This is a genomic window from Cupriavidus gilardii (assembly GCF_017598945.1).
Lineage (GTDB): Bacteria > Pseudomonadota > Gammaproteobacteria > Burkholderiales > Burkholderiaceae > Cupriavidus > Cupriavidus gilardii_E.
The window spans coordinates 31,725-50,764 of the sequence record NZ_JAGFTW010000050.1 but is presented as its reverse complement, the minus strand read 5'-3'; the positions used below and the strand labels follow the sequence as shown (position 1 = coordinate 50,764).

At 61.5% G+C, this 19,040-nt stretch carries 22 protein-coding genes; 8 read left to right on the top strand and 14 right to left on the bottom strand.

What is annotated here, in order from left to right:
• Positions 1–145: 145 nt before the first annotated feature.
• Entirely contained in the window at positions 146–499 is a 354-nt protein-coding gene (locus tag J5T34_RS18570; protein WP_208581630.1) for a YggL family protein, read from the bottom strand.
• Between the two features lie 110 nt (positions 500–609).
• Between J5T34_RS18570 and J5T34_RS18565 the strand changes: the two genes are divergently transcribed.
• A complete protein-coding gene (locus tag J5T34_RS18565) occupies positions 610–1,074 on the top strand; it encodes a YaiI/YqxD family protein (protein WP_208581628.1) in 465 nt (154 codons plus the stop codon).
• A 35-nt stretch (positions 1,075–1,109) separates the two neighbouring features.
• Here the strand turns inward: J5T34_RS18565 and J5T34_RS18560 are convergent, their stop codons facing one another.
• From J5T34_RS18560 to J5T34_RS18550, 3 genes are read right to left on the bottom strand one after another with little or no spacing between them, the layout of a single operon-like run.
• The gene (locus J5T34_RS18560) at positions 1,110–1,685 is read right to left on the bottom strand and encodes an isochorismatase family cysteine hydrolase (protein WP_208581626.1); all 576 of its coding nucleotides are present in this window, start codon (positions 1,683–1,685) and stop codon (positions 1,110–1,112) included.
• Positions 1,686–1,739: 54 nt separating this feature from the next.
• Positions 1,740–2,513 carry a type I methionyl aminopeptidase gene (gene map / locus J5T34_RS18555; protein WP_208581624.1) on the bottom strand — a complete coding sequence of 258 codons (774 nt, stop codon included), beginning with the start codon at positions 2,511–2,513 and terminating at the stop codon, positions 1,740–1,742.
• The gene (locus J5T34_RS18550) at positions 2,510–2,722 is read right to left on the bottom strand and encodes a ParD-like family protein (protein WP_208581761.1); all 213 of its coding nucleotides are present in this window, start codon (positions 2,720–2,722) and stop codon (positions 2,510–2,512) included. Before J5T34_RS18550 ends, map begins: the two co-directional genes overlap by 4 nt.
• A gap of 134 nt (positions 2,723–2,856) precedes the next feature.
• On the opposite strand from J5T34_RS18550, the gene J5T34_RS18545 reads away from it, so the two are divergent.
• A complete protein-coding gene (locus J5T34_RS18545) occupies positions 2,857–3,261 on the top strand; it encodes a VOC family protein (protein ID WP_208581622.1) in 405 nt (134 codons plus the stop codon).
• A gap of 107 nt (positions 3,262–3,368) precedes the next feature.
• On the opposite strand, the gene J5T34_RS18540 is transcribed toward J5T34_RS18545, so the two are convergent.
• Both J5T34_RS18540 and J5T34_RS18535 read right to left on the bottom strand, forming a co-directional pair.
• The gene (locus J5T34_RS18540) at positions 3,369–3,893 is read right to left on the bottom strand and encodes a GNAT family N-acetyltransferase (RefSeq protein WP_208581620.1); all 525 of its coding nucleotides are present in this window, start codon (positions 3,891–3,893) and stop codon (positions 3,369–3,371) included.
• A gap of 449 nt (positions 3,894–4,342) precedes the next feature.
• Positions 4,343–5,407 carry a VWA domain-containing protein gene (locus J5T34_RS18535; RefSeq protein ID WP_208581618.1) on the bottom strand — a complete coding sequence of 355 codons (1,065 nt, stop codon included), beginning with the start codon at positions 5,405–5,407 and terminating at the stop codon, positions 4,343–4,345.
• Between the two features lie 239 nt (positions 5,408–5,646).
• Here J5T34_RS18535 and J5T34_RS18530 point away from each other — a divergent pair, with 239 nt between their 5' ends.
• Together J5T34_RS18530 and J5T34_RS18525 are read left to right on the top strand one after the other, a co-directional pair.
• A complete protein-coding gene (locus J5T34_RS18530; RefSeq protein WP_208581615.1) occupies positions 5,647–7,326 on the top strand; it encodes an amidohydrolase in 1,680 nt (559 codons plus the stop codon).
• 43 nt (positions 7,327–7,369) lie between these two features.
• On the top strand, positions 7,370–7,546 hold the full coding sequence (locus tag J5T34_RS18525) for a hypothetical protein (protein WP_208581613.1): 177 nt from the start codon (positions 7,370–7,372) through the stop codon (positions 7,544–7,546).
• Here J5T34_RS18525 and J5T34_RS18520 read toward each other — a convergent pair.
• From J5T34_RS18520 to argC, 3 genes are all read right to left on the bottom strand, one after another.
• Entirely contained in the window at positions 7,529–7,834 is a 306-nt protein-coding gene (locus tag J5T34_RS18520; protein ID WP_208581611.1) for a hypothetical protein, read from the bottom strand. The genes J5T34_RS18525 and J5T34_RS18520 overlap by 18 nt on opposite strands.
• A gap of 338 nt (positions 7,835–8,172) precedes the next feature.
• Positions 8,173–8,973 carry a hypothetical protein gene (locus J5T34_RS18515; RefSeq protein ID WP_208581609.1) on the bottom strand — a complete coding sequence of 267 codons (801 nt, stop codon included), beginning with the start codon at positions 8,971–8,973 and terminating at the stop codon, positions 8,173–8,175.
• 273 nt (positions 8,974–9,246) lie between these two features.
• On the bottom strand, positions 9,247–10,170 hold the full coding sequence (gene argC / locus J5T34_RS18510) for an N-acetyl-gamma-glutamyl-phosphate reductase (protein WP_208581608.1): 924 nt from the start codon (positions 10,168–10,170) through the stop codon (positions 9,247–9,249).
• Positions 10,171–10,305: 135 nt separating this feature from the next.
• Here argC and J5T34_RS18505 point away from each other — a divergent pair, with 135 nt between their 5' ends.
• Entirely contained in the window at positions 10,306–11,190 is an 885-nt protein-coding gene (locus J5T34_RS18505; protein ID WP_208581606.1) for a LysR family transcriptional regulator, read from the top strand.
• 24 nt (positions 11,191–11,214) lie between these two features.
• Here J5T34_RS18505 and J5T34_RS18500 read toward each other — a convergent pair whose 3' ends face one another.
• From J5T34_RS18500 to J5T34_RS18490, 3 genes are all read right to left on the bottom strand, one after another.
• Positions 11,215–12,270: a LacI family DNA-binding transcriptional regulator gene (locus tag J5T34_RS18500; protein WP_208581604.1), complete on the bottom strand. Its 1,056-nt coding sequence runs from the start codon at positions 12,268–12,270 to the stop codon at positions 11,215–11,217.
• Between the two features lie 98 nt (positions 12,271–12,368).
• Entirely contained in the window at positions 12,369–13,145 is a 777-nt protein-coding gene (locus J5T34_RS18495) for an SDR family NAD(P)-dependent oxidoreductase (RefSeq protein WP_208581602.1), read from the bottom strand.
• Positions 13,142–13,681: a VOC family protein gene (locus J5T34_RS18490; RefSeq protein ID WP_208581599.1), complete on the bottom strand. Its 540-nt coding sequence runs from the start codon at positions 13,679–13,681 to the stop codon at positions 13,142–13,144. Before J5T34_RS18490 ends, J5T34_RS18495 begins: the two co-directional genes overlap by 4 nt.
• A gap of 200 nt (positions 13,682–13,881) precedes the next feature.
• Between J5T34_RS18490 and J5T34_RS18485 the strand changes: the two genes are divergently transcribed.
• Both J5T34_RS18485 and J5T34_RS18480 read left to right on the top strand, forming a co-directional pair.
• On the top strand, positions 13,882–14,844 hold the full coding sequence (locus J5T34_RS18485; RefSeq protein ID WP_208581597.1) for a Bug family tripartite tricarboxylate transporter substrate binding protein: 963 nt from the start codon (positions 13,882–13,884) through the stop codon (positions 14,842–14,844).
• Between the two features lie 58 nt (positions 14,845–14,902).
• Positions 14,903–15,337, top strand: coding sequence for an ester cyclase (locus J5T34_RS18480; RefSeq protein ID WP_208581595.1), 435 nt, complete (start codon positions 14,903–14,905; stop codon positions 15,335–15,337).
• Between the two features lie 38 nt (positions 15,338–15,375).
• On the opposite strand, the gene J5T34_RS18475 is transcribed toward J5T34_RS18480, so the two are convergent.
• Both J5T34_RS18475 and J5T34_RS18470 read right to left on the bottom strand, forming a co-directional pair.
• Entirely contained in the window at positions 15,376–16,602 is a 1,227-nt protein-coding gene (locus J5T34_RS18475; protein ID WP_347880670.1) for an MFS transporter, read from the bottom strand.
• Between the two features lie 178 nt (positions 16,603–16,780).
• Positions 16,781–17,761 carry an LLM class oxidoreductase gene (locus J5T34_RS18470; RefSeq protein WP_208581757.1) on the bottom strand — a complete coding sequence of 327 codons (981 nt, stop codon included), beginning with the start codon at positions 17,759–17,761 and terminating at the stop codon, positions 16,781–16,783.
• A 361-nt stretch (positions 17,762–18,122) separates the two neighbouring features.
• On the opposite strand from J5T34_RS18470, the gene J5T34_RS18465 reads away from it, so the two are divergent.
• Positions 18,123–19,022, top strand: coding sequence for a LysR substrate-binding domain-containing protein (locus tag J5T34_RS18465; protein WP_208581755.1), 900 nt, complete (start codon positions 18,123–18,125; stop codon positions 19,020–19,022).
• Positions 19,023–19,040 lie beyond the last annotated feature (18 nt).

Genomic DNA, 19,040 nt, shown 5'->3' with positions numbered 1-19,040 from the left:
CTTGCGGGATAGCGGCAATCTCATGACACTCCAACGCTTTCCTGTTGATGCCAGCTCCACCAATTGTACTTTTCGGGAATCGCCCGAAACATTGATGGAACAAAGCCCGGCAATGCCGGGCCTTGTTTCTTTTGCGCTTCGCCGATTATTCCTGGTCCGCCCCATACCAAGCATCGCGCAGCGGCCCGACGCGGACGTTCTCGAAGTCGCCCGATGCCTGCAACCACTTCTCGACCGCTTCACGCTGCTCGGCGGTGACCGAGCCGCGCGCGGCGTTCAGCAGGATGTAGGCGGACAGCTGGCCATCGTCGATCGCGCCGGCCATCAGCAGCCCGTTGGCCTCGATTGCCTCTTGCAGGAACCGGTCAAGCAGCGCCTCGGTGTCGCCCTGGCGAGCCGGCTCAGAGAGGTCCGCCATCACTTCGAATGCCAGTTCCTGGTACTCACCGATATGGAGCTTCTTGCGTTGGCGATGGTTGTAGCGGCGGGAAGACTTCATGGGAATCCTTTGATGCTTCATGGGAAAGGCGCAATTGTGCCAGCACTTGAGGGAGTGCCCGTCCAACCTGGCAGTATCATGACCGTCCCCACCTCTATCGGATTACCGCGATGCAAGTCCTGGTTGACGCAGACGCCTGCCCTGTCGTCGTCAAAGAAATGCTGTACCGAGCGGCCCAACGCCTCGAAGTGTGCGTCACGCTGGTCGCCAATCAGTACATGCGCACGCCGCCTTCGCGCTTCATCAAATCGGTGCAGGTACCGGCGGGCTTCGATGCCGCCGATGACCGTATCGTCGAACTGGTCAATGCGGGCGATCTTGTGATTACGGCGGACATACCTCTCGCCTCCGCTGCCCTGGACAAGGGTGCGCATGTGCTCGATCCAAGAGGGAGCTGGTTCACCCGCGAGAACATTCAGGAGCGCTTGACGATGCGTGAGGTGATGGACCAACTCCGTGCGTCGGGCATCGATACAGGCGGGCCTTCACCGTATTCGGCGCAGGATAGCAAGGCGTTTGCCGGTCAATTGGATCGGTTCCTGGCACGCAACGCCCCGCCAAGGGCGGCTACCTGACGTGTGTCGCTCCTTACTGCCGAACTGCGGTAGTGTCAGGCAAGCAATCCCAAGGCATCAGCCAGCGAAAGCACCGTCGTACGGGACTCGAACGCGGTCGAGAAAAGATGTTCGTGCACGACCTGATCCGGGTCGTAGCAGCAGTCCTTGACCGTGAACAATCGGAAATCCGCATCGCTGGCGTATGCGACTGAAGACAGCATCACGCCGGTCGACGCAATGCCGACCATGATCAGCGTATCGATGCCTTGCGCGGATAGCCGTACCTGCAGATCGGTACCGAAGAACACGCTGGCACGATGCGCGATGATGATCGGTTCATTGGCCTGCCGGCCAAGTTCCGGCGAGATCTGATCTTCGACGAAAAGGCCGAGTCGCTTGACGCCTTGCCCGTTCTTGTTCAGCGGGCTGACTTCCGGATAGCCAGGGCTGAAGTGGAATTTAGCGAAATAGACTCCGACGCCTTGGGCACGGGCAGCGTCGCATAGCATGCGCGTATTGGCCAGCAATGTGGGCGCAACCGCGGGGAACAACCCCAGGATGTCGGTCTGATAGTGCATGACCAGCAGAGCCGTTTTTGCGGGATCGATTGCCGGAATCTGCGTGGTCATATTGGGCCTATCGGCGATCAATGCAAGACAACGATCGACTCTACCACGCCATCATCAGGCGAAATTCGGCACCCTTTCATCAGGACGCAACGTCAAGACTCGCACGCCGTTTCCTGTCACCGCTACTGTGTGCTCGAATTGTGCGGACAGTTGTCCATCGCGCGTGACGACCGTCCAGCCATCGTCTTCGGTGCGAACGGCGTGGCCTCCTTGGTTGATCATCGGCTCGATGGTGAACACCATGCCTTCACGCAGTGGCAGCCCTGTACGTGGCTTTCCCCAGTGCAGGACTTCGGGAGGCTCGTGCATTTCACGGCCGATCCCATGCCCGCAATATTCCCTTACGACCGAATAGCCATGCCTTCGCGCGTGCCGCTCGATCGCGTGGCCGACATCGCCCAGCCTGGCGCCAGGGCGAACGGTCTGAATTCCCTTCCACATGGCTTCGTAGGTAACCTGCACGAGGCGCTTTGCCAGTGATGACACCCCGCCAACAAGGTAGGTCTTGCTGGAATCCGCGATATAGCCGTTCTTCTCCAACGTGATATCGAAGTTCACGATATCGCCGTTCTGCAAGATGTCCGACGTAGAGGGAACGCCGTGGCAAACCACGTTGTTGCGGGATGAGTTCAGCGCGTAGGCATACCCGTACTGCCCTTTGCTTGCCGGGCGCGCTTGCAGCTCATTGACGATATAGCTGTCGACCAAGTCGTTGACCTGCATGGTCGACATGCCGATCAGGTTCAACCGATCCAGATAGCCAAACACCTGCGCCAGCAATCTGCCCGACTCCGCCATGATGGCAATTTCTTCTGGCCGCTTTGTCATGTCGAGGCGATCTTGATGCCTTGCGGCGCCACACCAGCCGCGCGCAATTCCCCCGCCACGATCTCATTGAAGCTCTGCGTCGGATTCATTTCGCACAGCATGCCGATCTTGATCCAGAACGCGGCTTGCGCGTTGATCGACCGGCACGACACCGCGCTTGCCTTGCGGATTTGACCGTGCAACTCGTCGTCGATATTCACTATGCCCATTTCGATACCATATATGAAACGTATATGGATCATATGCGGGATGCTGTTGACGATGCAAGTGGTTTCGCCCGTTCGGTGCTTATCCGGCCGTGCCACAATCTCATCAGCCAACATAAGGAAAGGGAGCACAAGCGATGACTGCCGCGACTCTGGGCATCGACCATATTGGCCTTACCGTTGCCAACCTCGAAGCCTCGACGCACTTCTTTACGGAATGCCTGGGGTGGCGCGTATTCGGCAGCAACCCGGCTTACCCTGCCGCCTACGTAACAGATGGGACGGCGAAGATCACGCTGTGGCAAGTCGCGGATACAACCGCGTTTGCGGCCTTCGATCGCAAGAACACCGTCGGCCTTCATCACCTTGCATTGAAGGTTCCGGATAGTTCTTCACTCGATAGCCTGTTCGAACGGGTCCGCGCTTATCCCGGTGTTCAGGTCGAATTTGCACCGGAGCCGTCCGGCAACGGTCCCAAGTGGCACGCCATGGTGATGGAGCCGGGCGGAACGCGACTGGAACTGAGTTTCGACCCGCGATAGTTGACCATTTCGGCAGTAGCGGACGATGAAGAGCGGGTCCGTGCCGTCGGCCGTCGGCCGTCGGCCAGGACTGGGCATTCGTGTTGGCGATACGCCAAGTTCGCGGGCTACAGGAACAGGTACCAGTACAGCGCGACGTCCGCCCTGACATCCTCGTCTAGCTGGCTGTACAGATGGCGGTCATACCCGCCCAGCACAAAGCCGTATCGTGCATAGAAGCGGCAAGCTGACACGTTGGACGATTGCGTTTCAAGTCGGATGGCCCTGAGGTTCAAGGCCGCCGCCCACGCCACGGCCTCGTCCATGAACCGTCTGCCTATGCCCAAGCGACGGTAACGGCGTGATATGGCAATGTCATCAATGCTCGCGCAGCCATTCCACCCTGGGGTTGCCAGCAAATAGCCCGCAACATGCAATTCATCCTTCGCCACGAGCAGCAAGCGGCCTGAATCGGAGTCCGGTTCGGATAACGATTCATCAAAACCGTAGGCCTTTGTCCGTGGCGCGACTGGGATCACGTTCGGCATCCCCGGCCCATCAAATGGGGCGACCGCCTCGTACTCTATGTCAAAGGAGAAGTCTTCCGCGGCCAACGCCTCTGGCGCGATTCGGTCGACACGTTCTATCTGCATACGCCCTTCCCATGCGCCTGGATGACCTCGCTCCTACACGACGTGTCCACGATGTCCGGAGACTTGATACGCGTAGCCGAAATTTCTGCTGATTCTTCGCAACGTCAGAATCAGGCCAGAAGCAGTCCCTGAAAGCAACCGCACAGGTGACAGCTTCAGGCTCTTGCCCTCAGCCTGCTCGAGCCACTGTAAATATAGGCTCGGCCGGCTTCGTCATTTCTTTCTACCTTTATCGTAATGCCACTTGATGGCGAAGAACATGCCCGTGCCGAGCACGAGAACCTTGAACACGATAAAGACTACAGGGAACCAATCCATCATTTTGAGTACTTCCTGGCTATGCTTTGCCACTATTTATCGTAAGGAGCACTACCCCAAGACGCTGCTTCAGCAGCTTTATTTCTTGTTCAGCTCATCGTCAAATCCAAGCTCCATCATAACGCCTCCCCTCACCGCCGAAACCAAACCACCGACAACCCGCACGCCAGAACCAGCAACACCACCGCCCCCGCCGCCAGCAACGCACTGACCTCGACCTCCTTCCGCTCCAACGCCAACCGGCTGCTCAGCCGCCGATAAACCTGCGTCAAATCAGCAGCCGAACTGGCCTGAAAGTACTCTCCATCCGTCAGCATCGCGACCTGACGCAAGGTGCTCTCATCCAGCTGCACGGGCGAAGAAAGACCCGGCGCCGCCGCCCCCTCCTCGGGCGGCGTACCGAAGCCCACGGTGTAGACCCGGACGCCACGCTGGGCGGCCATGCGTGCGGCATCCAGCGGGTCCGGGCCAGTGGTGCGGCGGCCATCGCTCAGCAGGATGATTGCGCCGTGCCGATAGGAGCCGGGCCGCGCCGAGGGCTGCTCCTGTTCGCGCTTGCGAACGGCGTCCGCCGCGGCGGCTTCCGACAGCGATCTGCCGCCGGGCCCGGGCGCCAGAGACTCGCCGCCAAAAATAATCGCCTCCAGGTCGATGCCATCGTTGGGCAACAGAACCGCTAGGGCCTGGATCAGTCCGCTGCCAGTCGCCGTGCCGTGCTGCAGTTGAAAGCGCTCGATCGCGTCGAGCATGTCCTGCCGGCTGTCGGTGGGAGAAAGCACCACGGTCGCCGTGGCGGCAAAGGAAACGATGCCCAGACGCACGCTGGCAGGCAAACCGACGATGAAATCCCGGGCGGCCTGTTGGGCGGCGCCGATCCGGCTTGGTGCCACGTCGGTGGCCGCCATGCTGCGGGAGGTGTCCATGGCGAGCACGACCGTGACGGTGTCGGAAGGCAACGTGACGGTCGCGGTCGGACGGGCGAAAGCCAACAGGGCCACGCCCAGCGCGAGCAACACGAGGAGCGGCGGCATGTGACGCCGCAATCGTTGCCTGCGGCCCAGCGCGGCGCGCGGCAGCGCAAGGCTGGCATACAGCAAGGCGGCTTTTTTGCGCCGCGCAATCAGGTACACATAGGCGGCTACCAGCAGCGGAAGCGCCAGTAGCAGCCAGAGCATTTGTGGCCAGAGAAACTGCATGCCCTGCTCCTTGGCACTCCTTGGCACGAGATAACGCGATGGTACTGCGTTTTGCTGGTCGGGCATTCCCTCGGTCTTTCCCCCACCCCTGTTTTCTCTTATGATGCCGCCCGTCATATGGCGGGCAGGAGGAAGGCCGCTGCTCGGTCATTGACTCGCGGCGCACGCCGTGGATCGGCGCCGTCCCGGGCGTCATCGACACACCATAAGAAAACACAGCACAACAACAAGGAGTCATCTTGAAGAAGTCCATTCGCACAAGCCTGCTGGCGCTGGCCGCCATGGCAGCCGTTCATGCACATGCCGCTCCCACGCTGGTGGAGTCCGTACAGGGCTACACGCTGCAGAACGACAAGATCGCCAGCTTCAGCGGTCTGGTGTTCGACCAGGGCAAGGTGCTGGAAACCGGCGATGCCGCCGCGCTGTGCGCGAAATATCCCGATGCGAAGCGCATCGACGGCCAGGGCAAGACGCTGCTGCCGGGCCTGATCGATGCCCACGGCCACGTGTTCCGGCTGGGCTTCAAGACGACCGAGATTTCGCTGTCGGGGACGAAAAGCCTGCAGGAAGCGCAAGGCCTGATTCGCGAGTACGGCCAGAAGAACCCGCAGCGCCAGTGGCTGCTCGGTTATGGCTGGAATCAGGTGAACTGGAAGCTGGGCCGCTTCCCGACTGCGGCCGAGCTCGATGCGGCGGTATCCGACCGTCCGGTGCGGCTGGTGCGCGTCGATGGCCACGCCGCGTGGTTGAACACCAAGGCGCTGCAGGCGGCCGGTATCACGCGTGACACCAAGGATCCGGCCGGTGGCCGTATCGAACGCGATGCCAACGGCAATCCGACCGGCGTGCTGATCGACAAGGCCATGGCGCTGGTCAACAACGTGATCCCGCCCTACTCCGACGACGATCGCCGTGCCGCGCTGGCCGCCGCCGTCGCGCATCTGAACGCGCTGGGCCTGACCTCTGTCGGCGATGCCGGCGTGACCGTGGCCGACGACCGCATCTATCGCGAGTTCGCGGACCAGGGCAAGCTGACCACGCGCATCTACGGGATGATTCGCGACACCGGCGACGACTTCAAGACGCTGTCCGCCAAGGGTCCGCTGATCGGCTACGGCAACGACCGGTACGATCTGCGCGCCGTGAAGGTCTACGGCGACGGCGCGCTTGGCAGCCGCGGCGCCGCGCTGATGGAGCCCTACACCGACGATCACGCGCATAGCGGCCTGCTATTCATGAGCGATGCCGCGATGCAGGCCAACGTGAAGAGCGCGCTGAAGGCCGGCTACCAGGTCAATGTGCATGCGATCGGCGACAAGACCAATCATCAAGTGCTCGACGCCATGGAAGTCGCCTACAAGGACGTGGGCGGCCGCGAGCTGCGCAATCGGATCGAGCACGCGCAAGTCGTTTCACTGCCCGATATCCCGCGCTTCAAGAAGCTGAACCTGATTGCGTCGATGCAGCCGACGCACGCCACCAGCGACATGAACATGGCGGAAGACCGCATCGGCAAGGAGCGCATCAAGGGCGCCTACGCCTGGCAGACCTTCCTGAAGCAAGGCACCGTGATCGCGGGCGGCTCGGATTTCCCGGTGGAATCGGCCAATCCGTTCTACGGTCTGCACGCCGCGGTCACGCGCACCGACCATGAAGGCCGCCCGATCAACGGCTGGCACCCGGAGGAAGCGATGACGCTGCCGCAGGCATTCCGCGCGTTCACGCTCGATGCCGCCTACGCGCAGCATCAGGAAAAGACGCTGGGGTCGCTGGAGCGTGGCAAGTGGGCCGACTTCATTCTGGTGGACCGTGATCTGTTCAAGGTCGCACCGGCGGACATCTGGAAGATTCAGGTGCTGGAGACTTGGGTGGGGGGTGAGCGGGTGTATGCGAAGGGCGATCAATCGGCGAAGCGCTGATCGGCCAGATCGCAATATCACCAACTAAGAGCCCTGCTGGACGATGGTTCAGCAGGGCTTTTTTTGCGCGCGTGTCATGCGCGGCCACCGGGAGAACATCCCGACCATCGCCGAGGCCGGCGTGCCGGGCTACGAAGTCGTGTACCGGTATGGGGCCTTCATCACCGGCGCACGCCATGCTGACGGTCAAGCCGCCTCCAGATCATCGCTGGCCGGATGAAGTGGCGTACGGCCAGCGAAACCAGATGTCCTGCGACTGAACGAGCGGTACTACCCAGGCGATGAGGGCGGCCCCTGTATTGCGCTCGACTCCTGTCAGCGCACCGTCCGTTGCCAACGCCAAACCGAATTGCTTACGACTGCGTACCACGCCAGTGCCGTCCTTCATCACCTGGACCGACGCAGCCAACCACAACACGCCGTCCGAGCACGTAAACTGCTCTTCCCCGTTGTCCCGCCCACCCCGGAGCACCGCGCTATACAGGACGGTGTTCGTGGAGCCCAGCACGGTCACCTCCAACCGGGAGCCGCCGGCCAATCGCAGATGTACGCGCCCAGCCTTGTCTCGAGGCGTGAAGCTCAGCAGGCGTACGGACAACGTCCGCTCAGCGGCCGAGGCGTACCGATATGACGACTCGCCTTGGTTCCAGTAGATCCCGTCGAACGCGGGGCAACTGGCATCGCTTGGAGCCATGGGCGGCGCCCAGTCCGCTGGACGAGGGAAATCGGAAGCACAACTTGCAGCCAGCGCGCTCATAGTGGCTAGAGCGGGCAACCGTGAACGCCAGGAGGAAAAGAGGGTCGGAGCCCGAGGCGATGGTCGACAAGCCTTCATTGGTACACGCACTATTTTCTCATCAGATCAACATGCTTTATTTTGAATGACGAGCGAATCGTTGGCGAGATATCCCGAGATAACGGGAAATAAAGTCCGAGGTCCTTCAAAAATACAAACTCCGAACGCACTGCAGGCAACTTGGACCACGAAGTCTCGCACGACACCCGTAGATAGTCCCCCGTCAGTCCAGGAACAAGGGTCGACGCAGGCGATGGCGTAGCACCAACATGACAACTGGTCTTCTCATCCAGCCGTTGATTGATCGTACGCTCGCCGCCCGTTCCGCTGAAGTTCATGTCAAGCAGAACGGTACCTTCGATAGAGAAACTGGAGTCTGCACGAGGTGCGCAGATCGCGGCGATATCAGCCTTGAGGCTGCCATATTTCCTGATCGAATCCGTATTTGATGATTCGATAATCGGAACCGGAAACGCAACCACTCTAGACATTCTTGTTTGTCTGACTGTAATGATGTCAATCAGACCACAAACGGTAAGGACATTGTCCGAATTCTTACTGCCGATACCTTGCTTGACGAGGTTGGTGAGACCGTTGTCGAGACGCCTATAGCTCCACACTTGGGAATTAGCGTGCGCACCTTCCCCGGTTAACTCGTCAATCTTCAACTCGACGGACAAGTTGTTCGGTGCAGCCAAGTTCGCGATGGGTGCGACTTCAGTCTTTACTTCCTCTGGCACTAAATCGCCAAGTTCAATGTTCCCCGCCGCTGTTGCGGTATCCGCCCTTGCCGTTGCAATACTGAACCCCAACGTAAGGGCGCCAATCGTGACCGCGCTGATGATCTTCATGTGGAATCTGCTTCGATGCTTTTCCCGTTAAGCCTTAGTGGGCTGATCTTGACGAGGGGTGTCTATCACCAATGTAACCGGACCTCCTGAGGCACCCCTCGTTCAACATCCATTCAGTGACGGCAGCACTCGCAAAAACTTGACCCCTCGAAAGCATGGTTGCCCCTGGCGCGTGGCGCCTATAGCAGGGCGAACGCTGGCCCGCATCCCGGAGTTGCCAGGCCTCTGCATTGCGTAAGGGCGCGATTGGTAAAGAGTTCTCCCCAACGATTGCTACGCCAGCATCAGGTCCAGGTTCTGAATCGCCGCACCCGATGCGCCCTTTCCGAGATTGTCAAAGACCGCGGACAGAAGGACATGCCCGTGCTTCGTGCCAGAAAATACGCCCAAGCGCATGTCATTCGTACCGTTCAGCGCTTGCGGATCCAGTTGCTTCGCGACGCGCGATTCTTGCAGCGGCAAGACATGTACGTGCTCCGCGCCGGCATAGTGGCGCGCGAGGCAGGCGTGCAACGTGTCGCCATCCACTCCAGGTGCCAGCAGCCGCAACGCCAACGGCACCGTCAGCACGATGCCCTGGCGGAACGATCCGTATGCAGGCACGAAGATAGGCGGCTGCGCGAGGCCGGCGTGCTGCTGGATCTCCGGGGTGTGCTTGTGCGCGAGTTCCAGCCCATAGATCTGGAATGACGGCGCGCCAGCGGCGCCCGGCCCCTCATATTCCTCCACGCCGGCGCGCCCTCGCCCCGAGTAGCCGGATACCGCATGAATGCTGATGGGGTAATCGCCCGGTATGAGCCCCGCCTGCACCAACGGCCGCAGCAGGCCAATCGCACCAGTCGGATAGCACCCGGGATTGGTAACCCGGCGGGCGTTTGCAATTCGCTCCGCCTGCCCCGGCGCCATCTCGGGAAATCCGTAAGTCCAATCCGGCTGTGTACGGTGAGCGGAACTTGCGTCGATGACGCGAACCGCCGGATTGACAATGGCGGCCACGGCCTCGCGTGCGGCGGCATCCGGCAAACAGAGGATGGCGATGTCGCAGGCATTGAGGGCTTCTGCGCGACGCCGAAGATCCTTGCGTTCGGCAGCAGCAAGCGTCATCAGCCTGATGTCCGTCCGGTTGCGCAGGCGTTCGTGGATCAGCAACCCGGTGGTGCCTTGGTCGCCGTCGATGAAAACAACGGGAGAGCTCATACGTGAAATACTCCGCTGACTTTGAGATGTAAGCAGTAAAACGACGAACGAGCCCTATGTTCAGTGGACCGCTACAATAGAGAAAGTTGAATTTCATAACGCTGACATTCAGTTCTCCTGAATCCGGACGCCGACATGCGAGAAATCAGCCTGGACCGCTTGCGCACTCTGGTCACCATTGCAGACCTCGGCTCATTTGCCGATGCGGCCCGCGCATTGCACCTGGCGCCACCAACGGTCAGCCTCCATATCGCCGACCTTGAAGACCGCATCGGGGCACCACTTCTGTCGCGCAAGCGCGGACATGTCAGGCCGTCGGCGATAGGAGAGGTGCTCGTGGAACGTGCGCGCCGACTGCTTGCCGATGCGGAGCAGGCGTTAGACGATATTCAACGCCAGGTACAGGGGCTGGAAGGACGCGTGCGGCTCGCTGCATCGACTGGCGCGCTCGCGCATCTGTTGCCCCAAGCGCTCGAGGGTCTGCGCCAGCGCCACCCCGCTATCGACATTCAGGTCGCAGTGCTCACTTCACAGGAAACACTGTCCCGACTGGTGGATGGGACGCTGGATGTGGGGCTGGTCGCACTGCCACAGCCGCCGGTGGCTGGACTCTTGATCAAGCCTTGGAGACGCGACCCCGTGATGGCCTTTGTGCCGGCGCATTGGAAGTGCCCAGCGCGCGTCACGCCCGAATGGCTCGCTGACCAACCTCTGATTCTCAATGACGCCACCACGCGTCTTTCTCGCCTGACTGCGGAGTGGTTCGCGACTGCGGGGTTTCATCCTGTGCCTCGCATTCAGCTCAACTACAACGACGCGATCAAGAGTCTGGTAGCGGCAGGTTACGGCGCTGCGCTGTTACCCCACGAGGCGACTGCGCCATTACCCGACAAGCGCATTGTCATGCGTCCGCTGCGCCCGGCGTTGTGGCGCCGGCTCGGTATTGCGCATCGTGCGGGACACGTTGAGCGGCCGACGCAACACGTACTGGATATGTTGCGGGATCTGCGATTGGCGTAGCAGTGGGAAGCATATGCCGATCAATCAGGTCTTTCCCACCGCGGGGGGCGCACAAGATTCCCGCGTGGCAACACGCGTCGTCAGCCGAATCTCCTCGCCCTCTACGGTCTTCCCAAAGCCGATAGACCGCAACAACATCTCCGCCACCGCCGTCCCCACCGCCTCCAGATCCCAATCGATCGCCGTAATCGCCGGCGTATAAAGCTGCGCGAGATCGCTATCCCCCACGCAGATCAGGCTGACATCCTCCGGCATGCGGTGCCCTGTCTGCTTCATCGCCTGCAGGACGCCAGAAAGAATCCGTGTACCGAGGCAGATGAACGCCGTGGGCCGATCCTTTGCGGATAGCAGCGCCAGGGCATCGCTGAACGACAGATCCATCGCCGAGCGTCTGGAGCGCACGAGGGCGCTGTCCACGGTAAGACCGCGTTCTTCCATCGCTTTGCGATGGCCGCTGATGCGCTCACGGCCCGGGCGTAATGCGCCGTCGGATGTCATCAGCGCGATGCGCGTGTGCCCGAGGTCAAGCAGGTATCGGGTCGCTTCGTATGAACCCCGAGCGTGATCGACATGTACGCCAGAACCCGGGGCGTGGAAGTCACGGTCCATGGCGACGACGGGGAGATCCCGGGAGATTTGGGCAAGGTAGTCGGGGCGCTCGGTTTCGCACGGACCAAGAATGAGCCCGTCGACGCGGCGGCGACGGAACAGGTCCACCATCAGTTCTTCCTGCGCCTTGTCGTTATGCGTGTTGCCGACCACCATTGCATAACCTTCGCGCTGCAGCCGGGTTTCGACTGCCGTGATGATGCGGGCGTATAGCGGATTGGCCAGATCGGAAACCAGCAAGCCCACGACGCCGGAGGTACCCGTGCGCATGCTTTGCGCGATCGGATCGGGCGCATAGGCCAGGGCCTTCGCGGCGCGCTCCACGGCCTGGAGCGCGGCCTCGCTCACCGGGCCGCTGCGGTTCAGTGCGCGCGATGCCGTGCCCACCGAGACGCCGGCGGCGCGCGCCACGTCGCGGATCGTGACGCGGGCTGGCGTGTCGGAGCTGGGGGTGCGCGTTCGGCTGGTCATCGATGATCCGGCTTGAAGGTCTGAGCTTGCGGTAATCGTAGCGGGCCCTGGGGCCGCTATTATCGTCGATCCGATGGCCCCGCCCTATCCGCCGCGCATCAGTACATCGCGCGGCCGCCGCTGATATCGAACACGGCGCCCGTACTGAAACTGCAGCGCTCGGAACACAGCCATGCAGCCATTTCCGCGACTTCTTCCACCCGCACAAAACGCTTCATCGGCACACGTTCGAGCAGGCGTGCCTGCAATTGCGCCCGCTGGCCGTCGTCGTGCTCGCCGAAGATGTCGGTATCTGCGGCGCTGGGCGTGATGCAGTTGACGAGGACGCCGGTCTCGACGAGCTCCTTGCCCAGGCTCTTCGTCATCGAGATCAATGCGGCCTTTGAGGCCGCATAAGCGCCGGCAAACGGATTGCCCTCCTTGCCGGCGATCGACGCCACGTTGACGACGCGGCCCCAGCCGTTTTTGACCATCGCAGGCACGACTGCCTGCACGCATTGCAATGCGCCGAAGACATTGACGTCGAAGACAAGTCTCCACTCATCGATCGATGCCTCGATAGTCGGTCCTCTGCGTCCGAGGATGGCGGCATTGTTCACCAACACCGTGGGGGTACCCAGCATGTCGACGGTTTGCGCGAAGGCCCGATCTACCAGCCCGCGTTCCGTAATGTCGACGGGCACAGCCAGTACCTGGGCGCCATTGCCGCGCAATGATCGAGCGGCAACATCGAGTAGCGACTCGTCCCGATCCCAGAGCGCCACTGCATATCCGTCCGCCGCGAGCCGACTGCCGATCGCGAGTCCGATGCCACGCGCGGCACCAGTCACCACCGCGACCCCGCGGCCCGACTCCCTTCCCTCGGTTGCGTTCATTGTGGCGCTCCAATCCTCCGGATCGGATCGGCGCCGTCCCAGCCTTTCGCCGCCTCGGCAATTGCCGCAAAGTATTCACCCTTGCCGCCGGTCATTTCCGAAATCTCGACGACATTGCCCGGCAGATCCGCATGCACGTAATAGGCGAATCTCCCCCGCATGCCCATGCGTCCACCGTGGCCCTCGACATAGCCGCTCGTTCGCAATCGTTCGGCGAACTCGTCAAAGCGGTCGTCGGTCCAGTACGCGATGTGCTGCATGCCTTCGCCGAAGCTCTTCAACGAATCGAGATATAGCGAAGGCGCGGCATTACGCTGCTGGATCAGCTCGATTTGCACGCCTCCGGAATTGGCAAGCGCGATAGACAAACCGGGCAAGGCCGACGGCTCCCCGTAGTAGCGAAATTCGGTCGCGCCGACTTCCTTCTTGTAGAACCACGGCCCGACACCGAGCACCTCGCTCCAGTGCCGCATCGCCTTCTCGATATCGCGTACGACGTAGCCGATCTGGCATACGCCGCCGAACAGCAGGCTCATCGTTGCCTCCATGTCGTTGCATTTGGAAACGTTTCCATATCGATACAGTAGTGGCAGAGAACCTATGTGCGTCATAGCGTTAACCATGATTGCCGCCTATGCGAAGGCCCACCACACTGAAATGGAAACGTTTCCACTTTCGAAGAAACGTCACCCGCAAAGCCCGCATCGCAGAACGGGCGGACTCCATGGAGACAGACATGAAGAAGCTCTTCACCACCGCGCTGCTGGCCGTAGCAGCCACGGTAGCCCAGGCGGCGGACCCGGGAGCCTATCCCGATCGCCCCATCCGCATGCTGCTGCCCTTCTCCGCCGGCGGTGGCGGTGACACCCTGGGCCGCTTTCTGGCCGAGCGCTTCGCCGCGCACTTGAAGCAACCGGTCGTGGTGGAGAACAAGCCCGGTGCGGCGGGCACGATCGGAACTCACTCGGTTGCAACGGCGACGCCGGACGGCTACACGATCATGATCGGCGGCATGTCGACCCATCCGTTGGCGGCGGCGACCTACGCGAAGTTGCCCTATGACCCGGTGCGCGATTTTCAGAGCCTGGGGACTATCGGCAACTCGTCCATCGTCATGGTGGCGTCCAATTCATACCCCGCAAACAACTTGAAGGACTTGATGGCATTGGCGCGGAAACAGCAGGCGCCGATTCAATACGCCAGCTGGGGCTCGGGATCGACCGGACATTTCTGCGGCGAGGTCCTGAGCCAGAAGGCAAACATCCCGCTGCAGCACGTTCCCTACAAGGGCACCTCGCAAATCATCACCGACCTGCTCGGCAACCATATCTCCGTGGCGTTCGTCGACATGGTTACCGCGACGCCGTTCGTCAAGGAAGGCAAGGTCAAGGCACTGGCGGTCTGTACGAAACGCTCGCCGAGCCTGCCGAACGTGGCCAGCTATCAGGAGCAAGGCGTCGACTTCGATCGGGAATTGACATGGGCGATGTATGTGCCCGCCAAGACCCCGAAGCCGATCGTCGACAAGCTGTCTGCCGTGCTCGAGCAGACGCTGAACGAACCCGAAGTCGTCAGCAAATTGCTGTCGCTCGGCATTACGGCCAAGTACGTTTCGGGTGCCGAGCAGCAAGCCATCAATGCGCGTGATATCCCGATGTGGAAATCCATCGCCAAACAGGCGCACATGGCGCTTGACTGACGCATTGCCGCACACGCACGGCAGCGCCCTTCTCCATTACGCCACCACACGAACTTCTATGCCTTCCACACTGAATGAAGCACGGATCCAAACCGTACGCGACCACATGGCGCTGGAGTGCGTCCACGATTGGGACGCCGTGATCGACACCTTCGCGCATCCACGATACGAGATGCACGGCAGCGGGACGGTATTCGATGGTGAAGCCGAAGTCCGCGGGTATTTCGATTCGTCGCGGGTGCCCTTTCCCGATCTCAAGAACGAGATCATCGCCATTGCGGCAGATGGCGACACCGTGCTGGTGGAATTCTGGCTCCAGGGCACGCACCTTGGCCCCCTGAAGGCCAACGGAAAGACCTATGAGCCGACCGGCCGCAGCTTCCGCATCCGGATTGCTGCCACGTTCGAGTTCGCTCCCGACTCGGACAAGATCATCTGCGAGCGCCCATACTCGGCCCCGGATGCAAAGCTGCGCGCGCTTGGTTTGCTGTGAAGTAGGCGTGATCAAGGTTGGCTCGACGCGGAGCAGGTCTATCCCTTCGCACACTCCGCCTCAAAGCCGGCACCCGAAGCCCGCGATCGCCGCACAGCATACGGCAGCACCGCCAACACGCCAACCACCGCCAGCACTGTGCCAACCCACAACGGCGAGCGCAGTCCCCAACCTTGGCTGATTCCAACCCCACCAAGCCACGACCCCGACATCAGGCCGATATTGATCACCGCGGTATGCATCGTGTTGACCAGCGGCCCCGGCGGCGCGGCCCGCATCACGCGCACCACCATCGCGGGATTCAGCGATACGCCCGTCAGCCCAACCAGCAACATCGCAACGACCGCGACCACCGGCTGATCGGCGTAGACGGCAAACAATGCCAACGCGCCCGCCAGCACGACCAATCCCCACAGCAGAATGCGCATCGTATGCCGGTCGGCAAAGCGGCCGATCACCGCATTGCCGATCACGGTCGCCAGGCCATACAGGCCCAGCAGCGCGGGGATCGACGACGGCGAGAAGCCCGACACCTTGGTCAGTACCAGAGCGAAATAGCTGAAGCCGGCAAACGTCGCGCCGATGATCAGCGCGCTGGTCGTATAGGCGGCCCACAGTTCGCGATTGGCCAGCGAGGCGAGCTCGCTGCGCATGCCGTTGGTGCTGGTCGCCAACGTCGCGGGGATCTTCCACCGCACCGCCAGCACGCAGAGGCCCGTCAATACCACCAGCAGCCAAAAGCTGGCCCGCCAACCCAGATGCAAATCGACCAGCGTCGCCAGCGGCAAACCCGCGACGGTGGCGATCATCAGGCCGCCGATCACGATCGCCGCAGCACGGCCACGGACTTCTGCCGCCACCATCTCCGCGCACATCGACAGCACGATGCCGAAGCATGCCGAGGCGGCGATCCCCGTCACGGCTCGGCCGATCGCCATCACGAGATAGTCATCGGCCATCGCGCAACCGATCTGCCCGACCATATAGGTCGCAAGCAAGCCGAGCAGCGCCGGACGCAGCGGTACGCGTGCGAGCGCCACGGTCAGCACCGGTCCACCGAGCACCATGCCGGCCGCATAGATTGACACCAGATAGCCGATGCGTTCGACCGGCACGCCGAACGCCGCGGCGAGCGACGGCATCATGCCGGCCACCATGAATTCCGAGGTGGTCAGGCAGAAAACGGTCAGTCCGAGGATATAGACGGCGAACGGCATGGCCGCCGCCGCGCGAGTCGAGGAAGGTGTGGTGGACACGCTTGTCATTAGTTTTATATCGATCGGTACGGAATTAAGAAGTAAAAAACCTGCTCGATGCAATTCAGCGATTCGGCAGGTTCAAGGCTTGCCCCAACGGGCCGCGGTGCGGATTTTGCCAGCATCGGCGCCGGCGGGCATTAACCCTGTCAAAGACGTTGTTATGGATGCCGGCGCCCGGGTTCCTCTACCAATCGGCGTTCGCCGGCTCGGCCCCTTCATGCGAAGGGAACAACGGCAGCACCTCCTCGGCCAACTCCTGCAGGATCTCCGCCGGGGGACGCGACGAAAACTGAATGCCCAGCGCGGCATGATTGACGCCTGCCGCTTTCCAATCTTCAAGCAGTTGGATCAGGCCTTTGCGGCCGGTCTTCAGGGTGAATCCGCCATTCATCGGTGTGCGCGGATAGTCGGGGTTGTCCACCAGATCCAGCCATTCGTTGGTCATATGAGGCCGGAAACCGCCATCTGGAATCAAGGCGCGCCACGCGCGGATCTTTTCGGCAAGGCGCTGCGGACCGACGCGATCATGTGTCGGGCCCGGATACGACAACCATCCGTCCGCATATTTCCCCACCCATTCGAGCGACTGGCGGGACGATCCCGTGACAATCAAAGGGATCGAGCCTGACACTGGCTTGGGGAGAAGTTCGACGTTCCGCATGGATCCCAAGGACGAGCGTATGTCGAGCCTTCCGTCGTGCATCAGCTGTCGGAAGTAGGCAACCGTCTCGGCAAATCGTTCGCCCCGCCCCTCGTGATCGATGCCGTAAGCGGGAAACTCTACCGGCCGGTCTCCCGACGCAATGCCCAGCACCAGCCGCCCACCGGAAAGCTGATCGATCGTCGTCGCGGCTTTGGCCAGATCGATCGGATGGCGGAGGGGAAAGATGGCGCTGCCTGTCGCGAGCGCGATTTTCCGGCTACCCGCCGCCAGAAAGGACAGATAGGTAAAGGGATCGAACAGCTGTCCGGCATCGCCAAAGTTCGGGTCGAACAACGGGACATCGCGCACCCAGACAGCCGCGAAACCGTAGCGATCGATCTTTGTCACCAGATCCGCCTGGCCGGAAAGGACGCTCATGTCCCCTTGATAGAACCGCAAGGGCAGGAAGATGCCGAGCGTGAGCGCATCCGGGCTGAACATGCGGCGATAGCCCGCATGCATGGCGAACGCCGGTGCGGAGGCACCGGGCATGTCGGTCGTGCGCAAATCCTCGTCGGTGAAAGCGTTGATTGTCATCGGCTGTTTCCTTATTGGCGTAACAGAGCCAACTCTATTGCGAAACAACGGCAACAAGAAACGATTTAATCTGGCGACGATGTGTAGCGCAGCTAAATTCTCAGGGCGGCTGAAATGAGCCTGCACCGCCCAGGAGATGGCGCGCTATGCTGCAGGGAAGGCGGTCGCTTGCCATTCCAGGAAAAGTAGATAGACTAAATACACAAATGCCGTACATCGATTGCCCGGGCGATTAATTCACCATCATCGATTTCCCCTGAACACCGACAATAGAAAATCCAACCGCATGGGCTCCGTACTACCGCTATTGGCATTGCGTGCCTTCGTCGAAGCCGGTCGGCACGGCAGCCTGAAGGGGGCGGCCGATGCGATGGGCGTGACCCCCGGCGCGGTCAGCCAGCAACTGAAGCTGTTGCAGGAACGTACCGGGGTCACCCTGTTCAGCCGCACACGCTACGGCGTCGAACTGACGCCGGCCGGGGCGCAGGTGCATCCGGCCCTGTTGCGGGCGTTCGATCAGATCGAGGCAAGCCTCGCCATGCTGGACGCCATCCATGCGCGGCAGACGTTGACGGTCAGCACGGTGCCGACCTTCGCCGCATCGTGGCTCGTGCCGCGGCTGGGCACATTCACCGATCAGCACCCGGAGATCGAGGTGCGTGTCGAAGCGTCGTCCGCTATGGCAGACCTGCGCCGCGACCGCGTCGACATCGCCATTCGCCATGGTCTGGGCCATTACTCCGGGCTGGAAGCGCACTATCTGATGGCACCGGTCTTGATTCCGGTCGCCTGTCCGAAGCTGCTGGCCGAGGGGCCGCCGATCCATAAAGCGATCGACTGCCTCGACTATCCCTTGCTGCAGGATTCGGACAGATCGGATTGGCGCCTATGGCTGAAGGCGATGGGCGTGGAAGACGATCCCCGCATCGAGCGGGGCCCCGCTTTCGATGACGATTTCCTGCTGATCCGCGCGGCCGAAGCGGGTCAGGGGATCGCGCTGGTGCGCGACATCTATGCGCGGGACGAAATTGCTGCAGGCAGGCTGGCGATTGCGCTGGATCGGCCGTGGCCGACGGCGTTCGCGTATTACGCCGTCACCTTGCCGAAGGCGGAAGAAAAGCCCGCTGTTGCGCGCTTCCTGCAATGGCTATTGAACGAAGTCAAAAGCGAAACGAGCGCCGCGTAATCCATCTCACGCGCCGCT

Excerpts from the sequence above, each read along its gene's own strand:
- argC (WP_208581608.1), bottom strand. The coding sequence starts at position 10,170 with ATGAGCTCTCCCGTTGTTTTCATCGACGGCGACCAAGGCACCACCGGG.
- J5T34_RS18560 (WP_208581626.1), bottom strand. The coding sequence starts at position 1,685 with ATGACCACGCAGATTCCGGCAATCGATCCCGCAAAAACGGCTCTGCTG.
- J5T34_RS18480 (WP_208581595.1), top strand. The coding sequence starts at position 14,903 with ATGCCTTCCACACTGAATGAAGCACGGATCCAAACCGTACGCGACCAC.
- J5T34_RS18515 (WP_208581609.1), bottom strand. The coding sequence starts at position 8,973 with ATGAAGATCATCAGCGCGGTCACGATTGGCGCCCTTACGTTGGGGTTC.
- J5T34_RS18490 (WP_208581599.1), bottom strand. The coding sequence starts at position 13,681 with ATGAGCCTGCTGTTCGGCGGCGTATGCCAGATCGGCTACGTCGTACGC.
- J5T34_RS18475 (WP_347880670.1), bottom strand. The coding sequence starts at position 16,602 with ATGACAAGCGTGTCCACCACACCTTCCTCGACTCGCGCGGCGGCGGCC.
- J5T34_RS18545 (WP_208581622.1), top strand. The coding sequence starts at position 2,857 with ATGACTGCCGCGACTCTGGGCATCGACCATATTGGCCTTACCGTTGCC.
- J5T34_RS18565 (WP_208581628.1), top strand. The coding sequence starts at position 610 with ATGCAAGTCCTGGTTGACGCAGACGCCTGCCCTGTCGTCGTCAAAGAA.
- J5T34_RS18470 (WP_208581757.1), bottom strand. The coding sequence starts at position 17,761 with ATGCATGCGGGCTATCGCCGCATGTTCAGCCCGGATGCGCTCACGCTC.
- J5T34_RS18570 (WP_208581630.1), bottom strand. The coding sequence starts at position 499 with ATGAAGTCTTCCCGCCGCTACAACCATCGCCAACGCAAGAAGCTCCAT.
- map (WP_208581624.1), bottom strand. The coding sequence starts at position 2,513 with ATGACAAAGCGGCCAGAAGAAATTGCCATCATGGCGGAGTCGGGCAGA.
- J5T34_RS18540 (WP_208581620.1), bottom strand. The coding sequence starts at position 3,893 with ATGCAGATAGAACGTGTCGACCGAATCGCGCCAGAGGCGTTGGCCGCG.
- J5T34_RS18525 (WP_208581613.1), top strand. The coding sequence starts at position 7,370 with ATGGTTCAGCAGGGCTTTTTTTGCGCGCGTGTCATGCGCGGCCACCGG.
- J5T34_RS18505 (WP_208581606.1), top strand. The coding sequence starts at position 10,306 with ATGCGAGAAATCAGCCTGGACCGCTTGCGCACTCTGGTCACCATTGCA.
- J5T34_RS18465 (WP_208581755.1), top strand. The coding sequence starts at position 18,123 with ATGGGCTCCGTACTACCGCTATTGGCATTGCGTGCCTTCGTCGAAGCC.
- J5T34_RS18485 (WP_208581597.1), top strand. The coding sequence starts at position 13,882 with ATGAAGAAGCTCTTCACCACCGCGCTGCTGGCCGTAGCAGCCACGGTA.
- J5T34_RS18495 (WP_208581602.1), bottom strand. The coding sequence starts at position 13,145 with ATGAACGCAACCGAGGGAAGGGAGTCGGGCCGCGGGGTCGCGGTGGTG.
- J5T34_RS18550 (WP_208581761.1), bottom strand. The coding sequence starts at position 2,722 with ATGGGCATAGTGAATATCGACGACGAGTTGCACGGTCAAATCCGCAAG.
- J5T34_RS18535 (WP_208581618.1), bottom strand. The coding sequence starts at position 5,407 with ATGCAGTTTCTCTGGCCACAAATGCTCTGGCTGCTACTGGCGCTTCCG.
- J5T34_RS18500 (WP_208581604.1), bottom strand. The coding sequence starts at position 12,270 with ATGACCAGCCGAACGCGCACCCCCAGCTCCGACACGCCAGCCCGCGTC.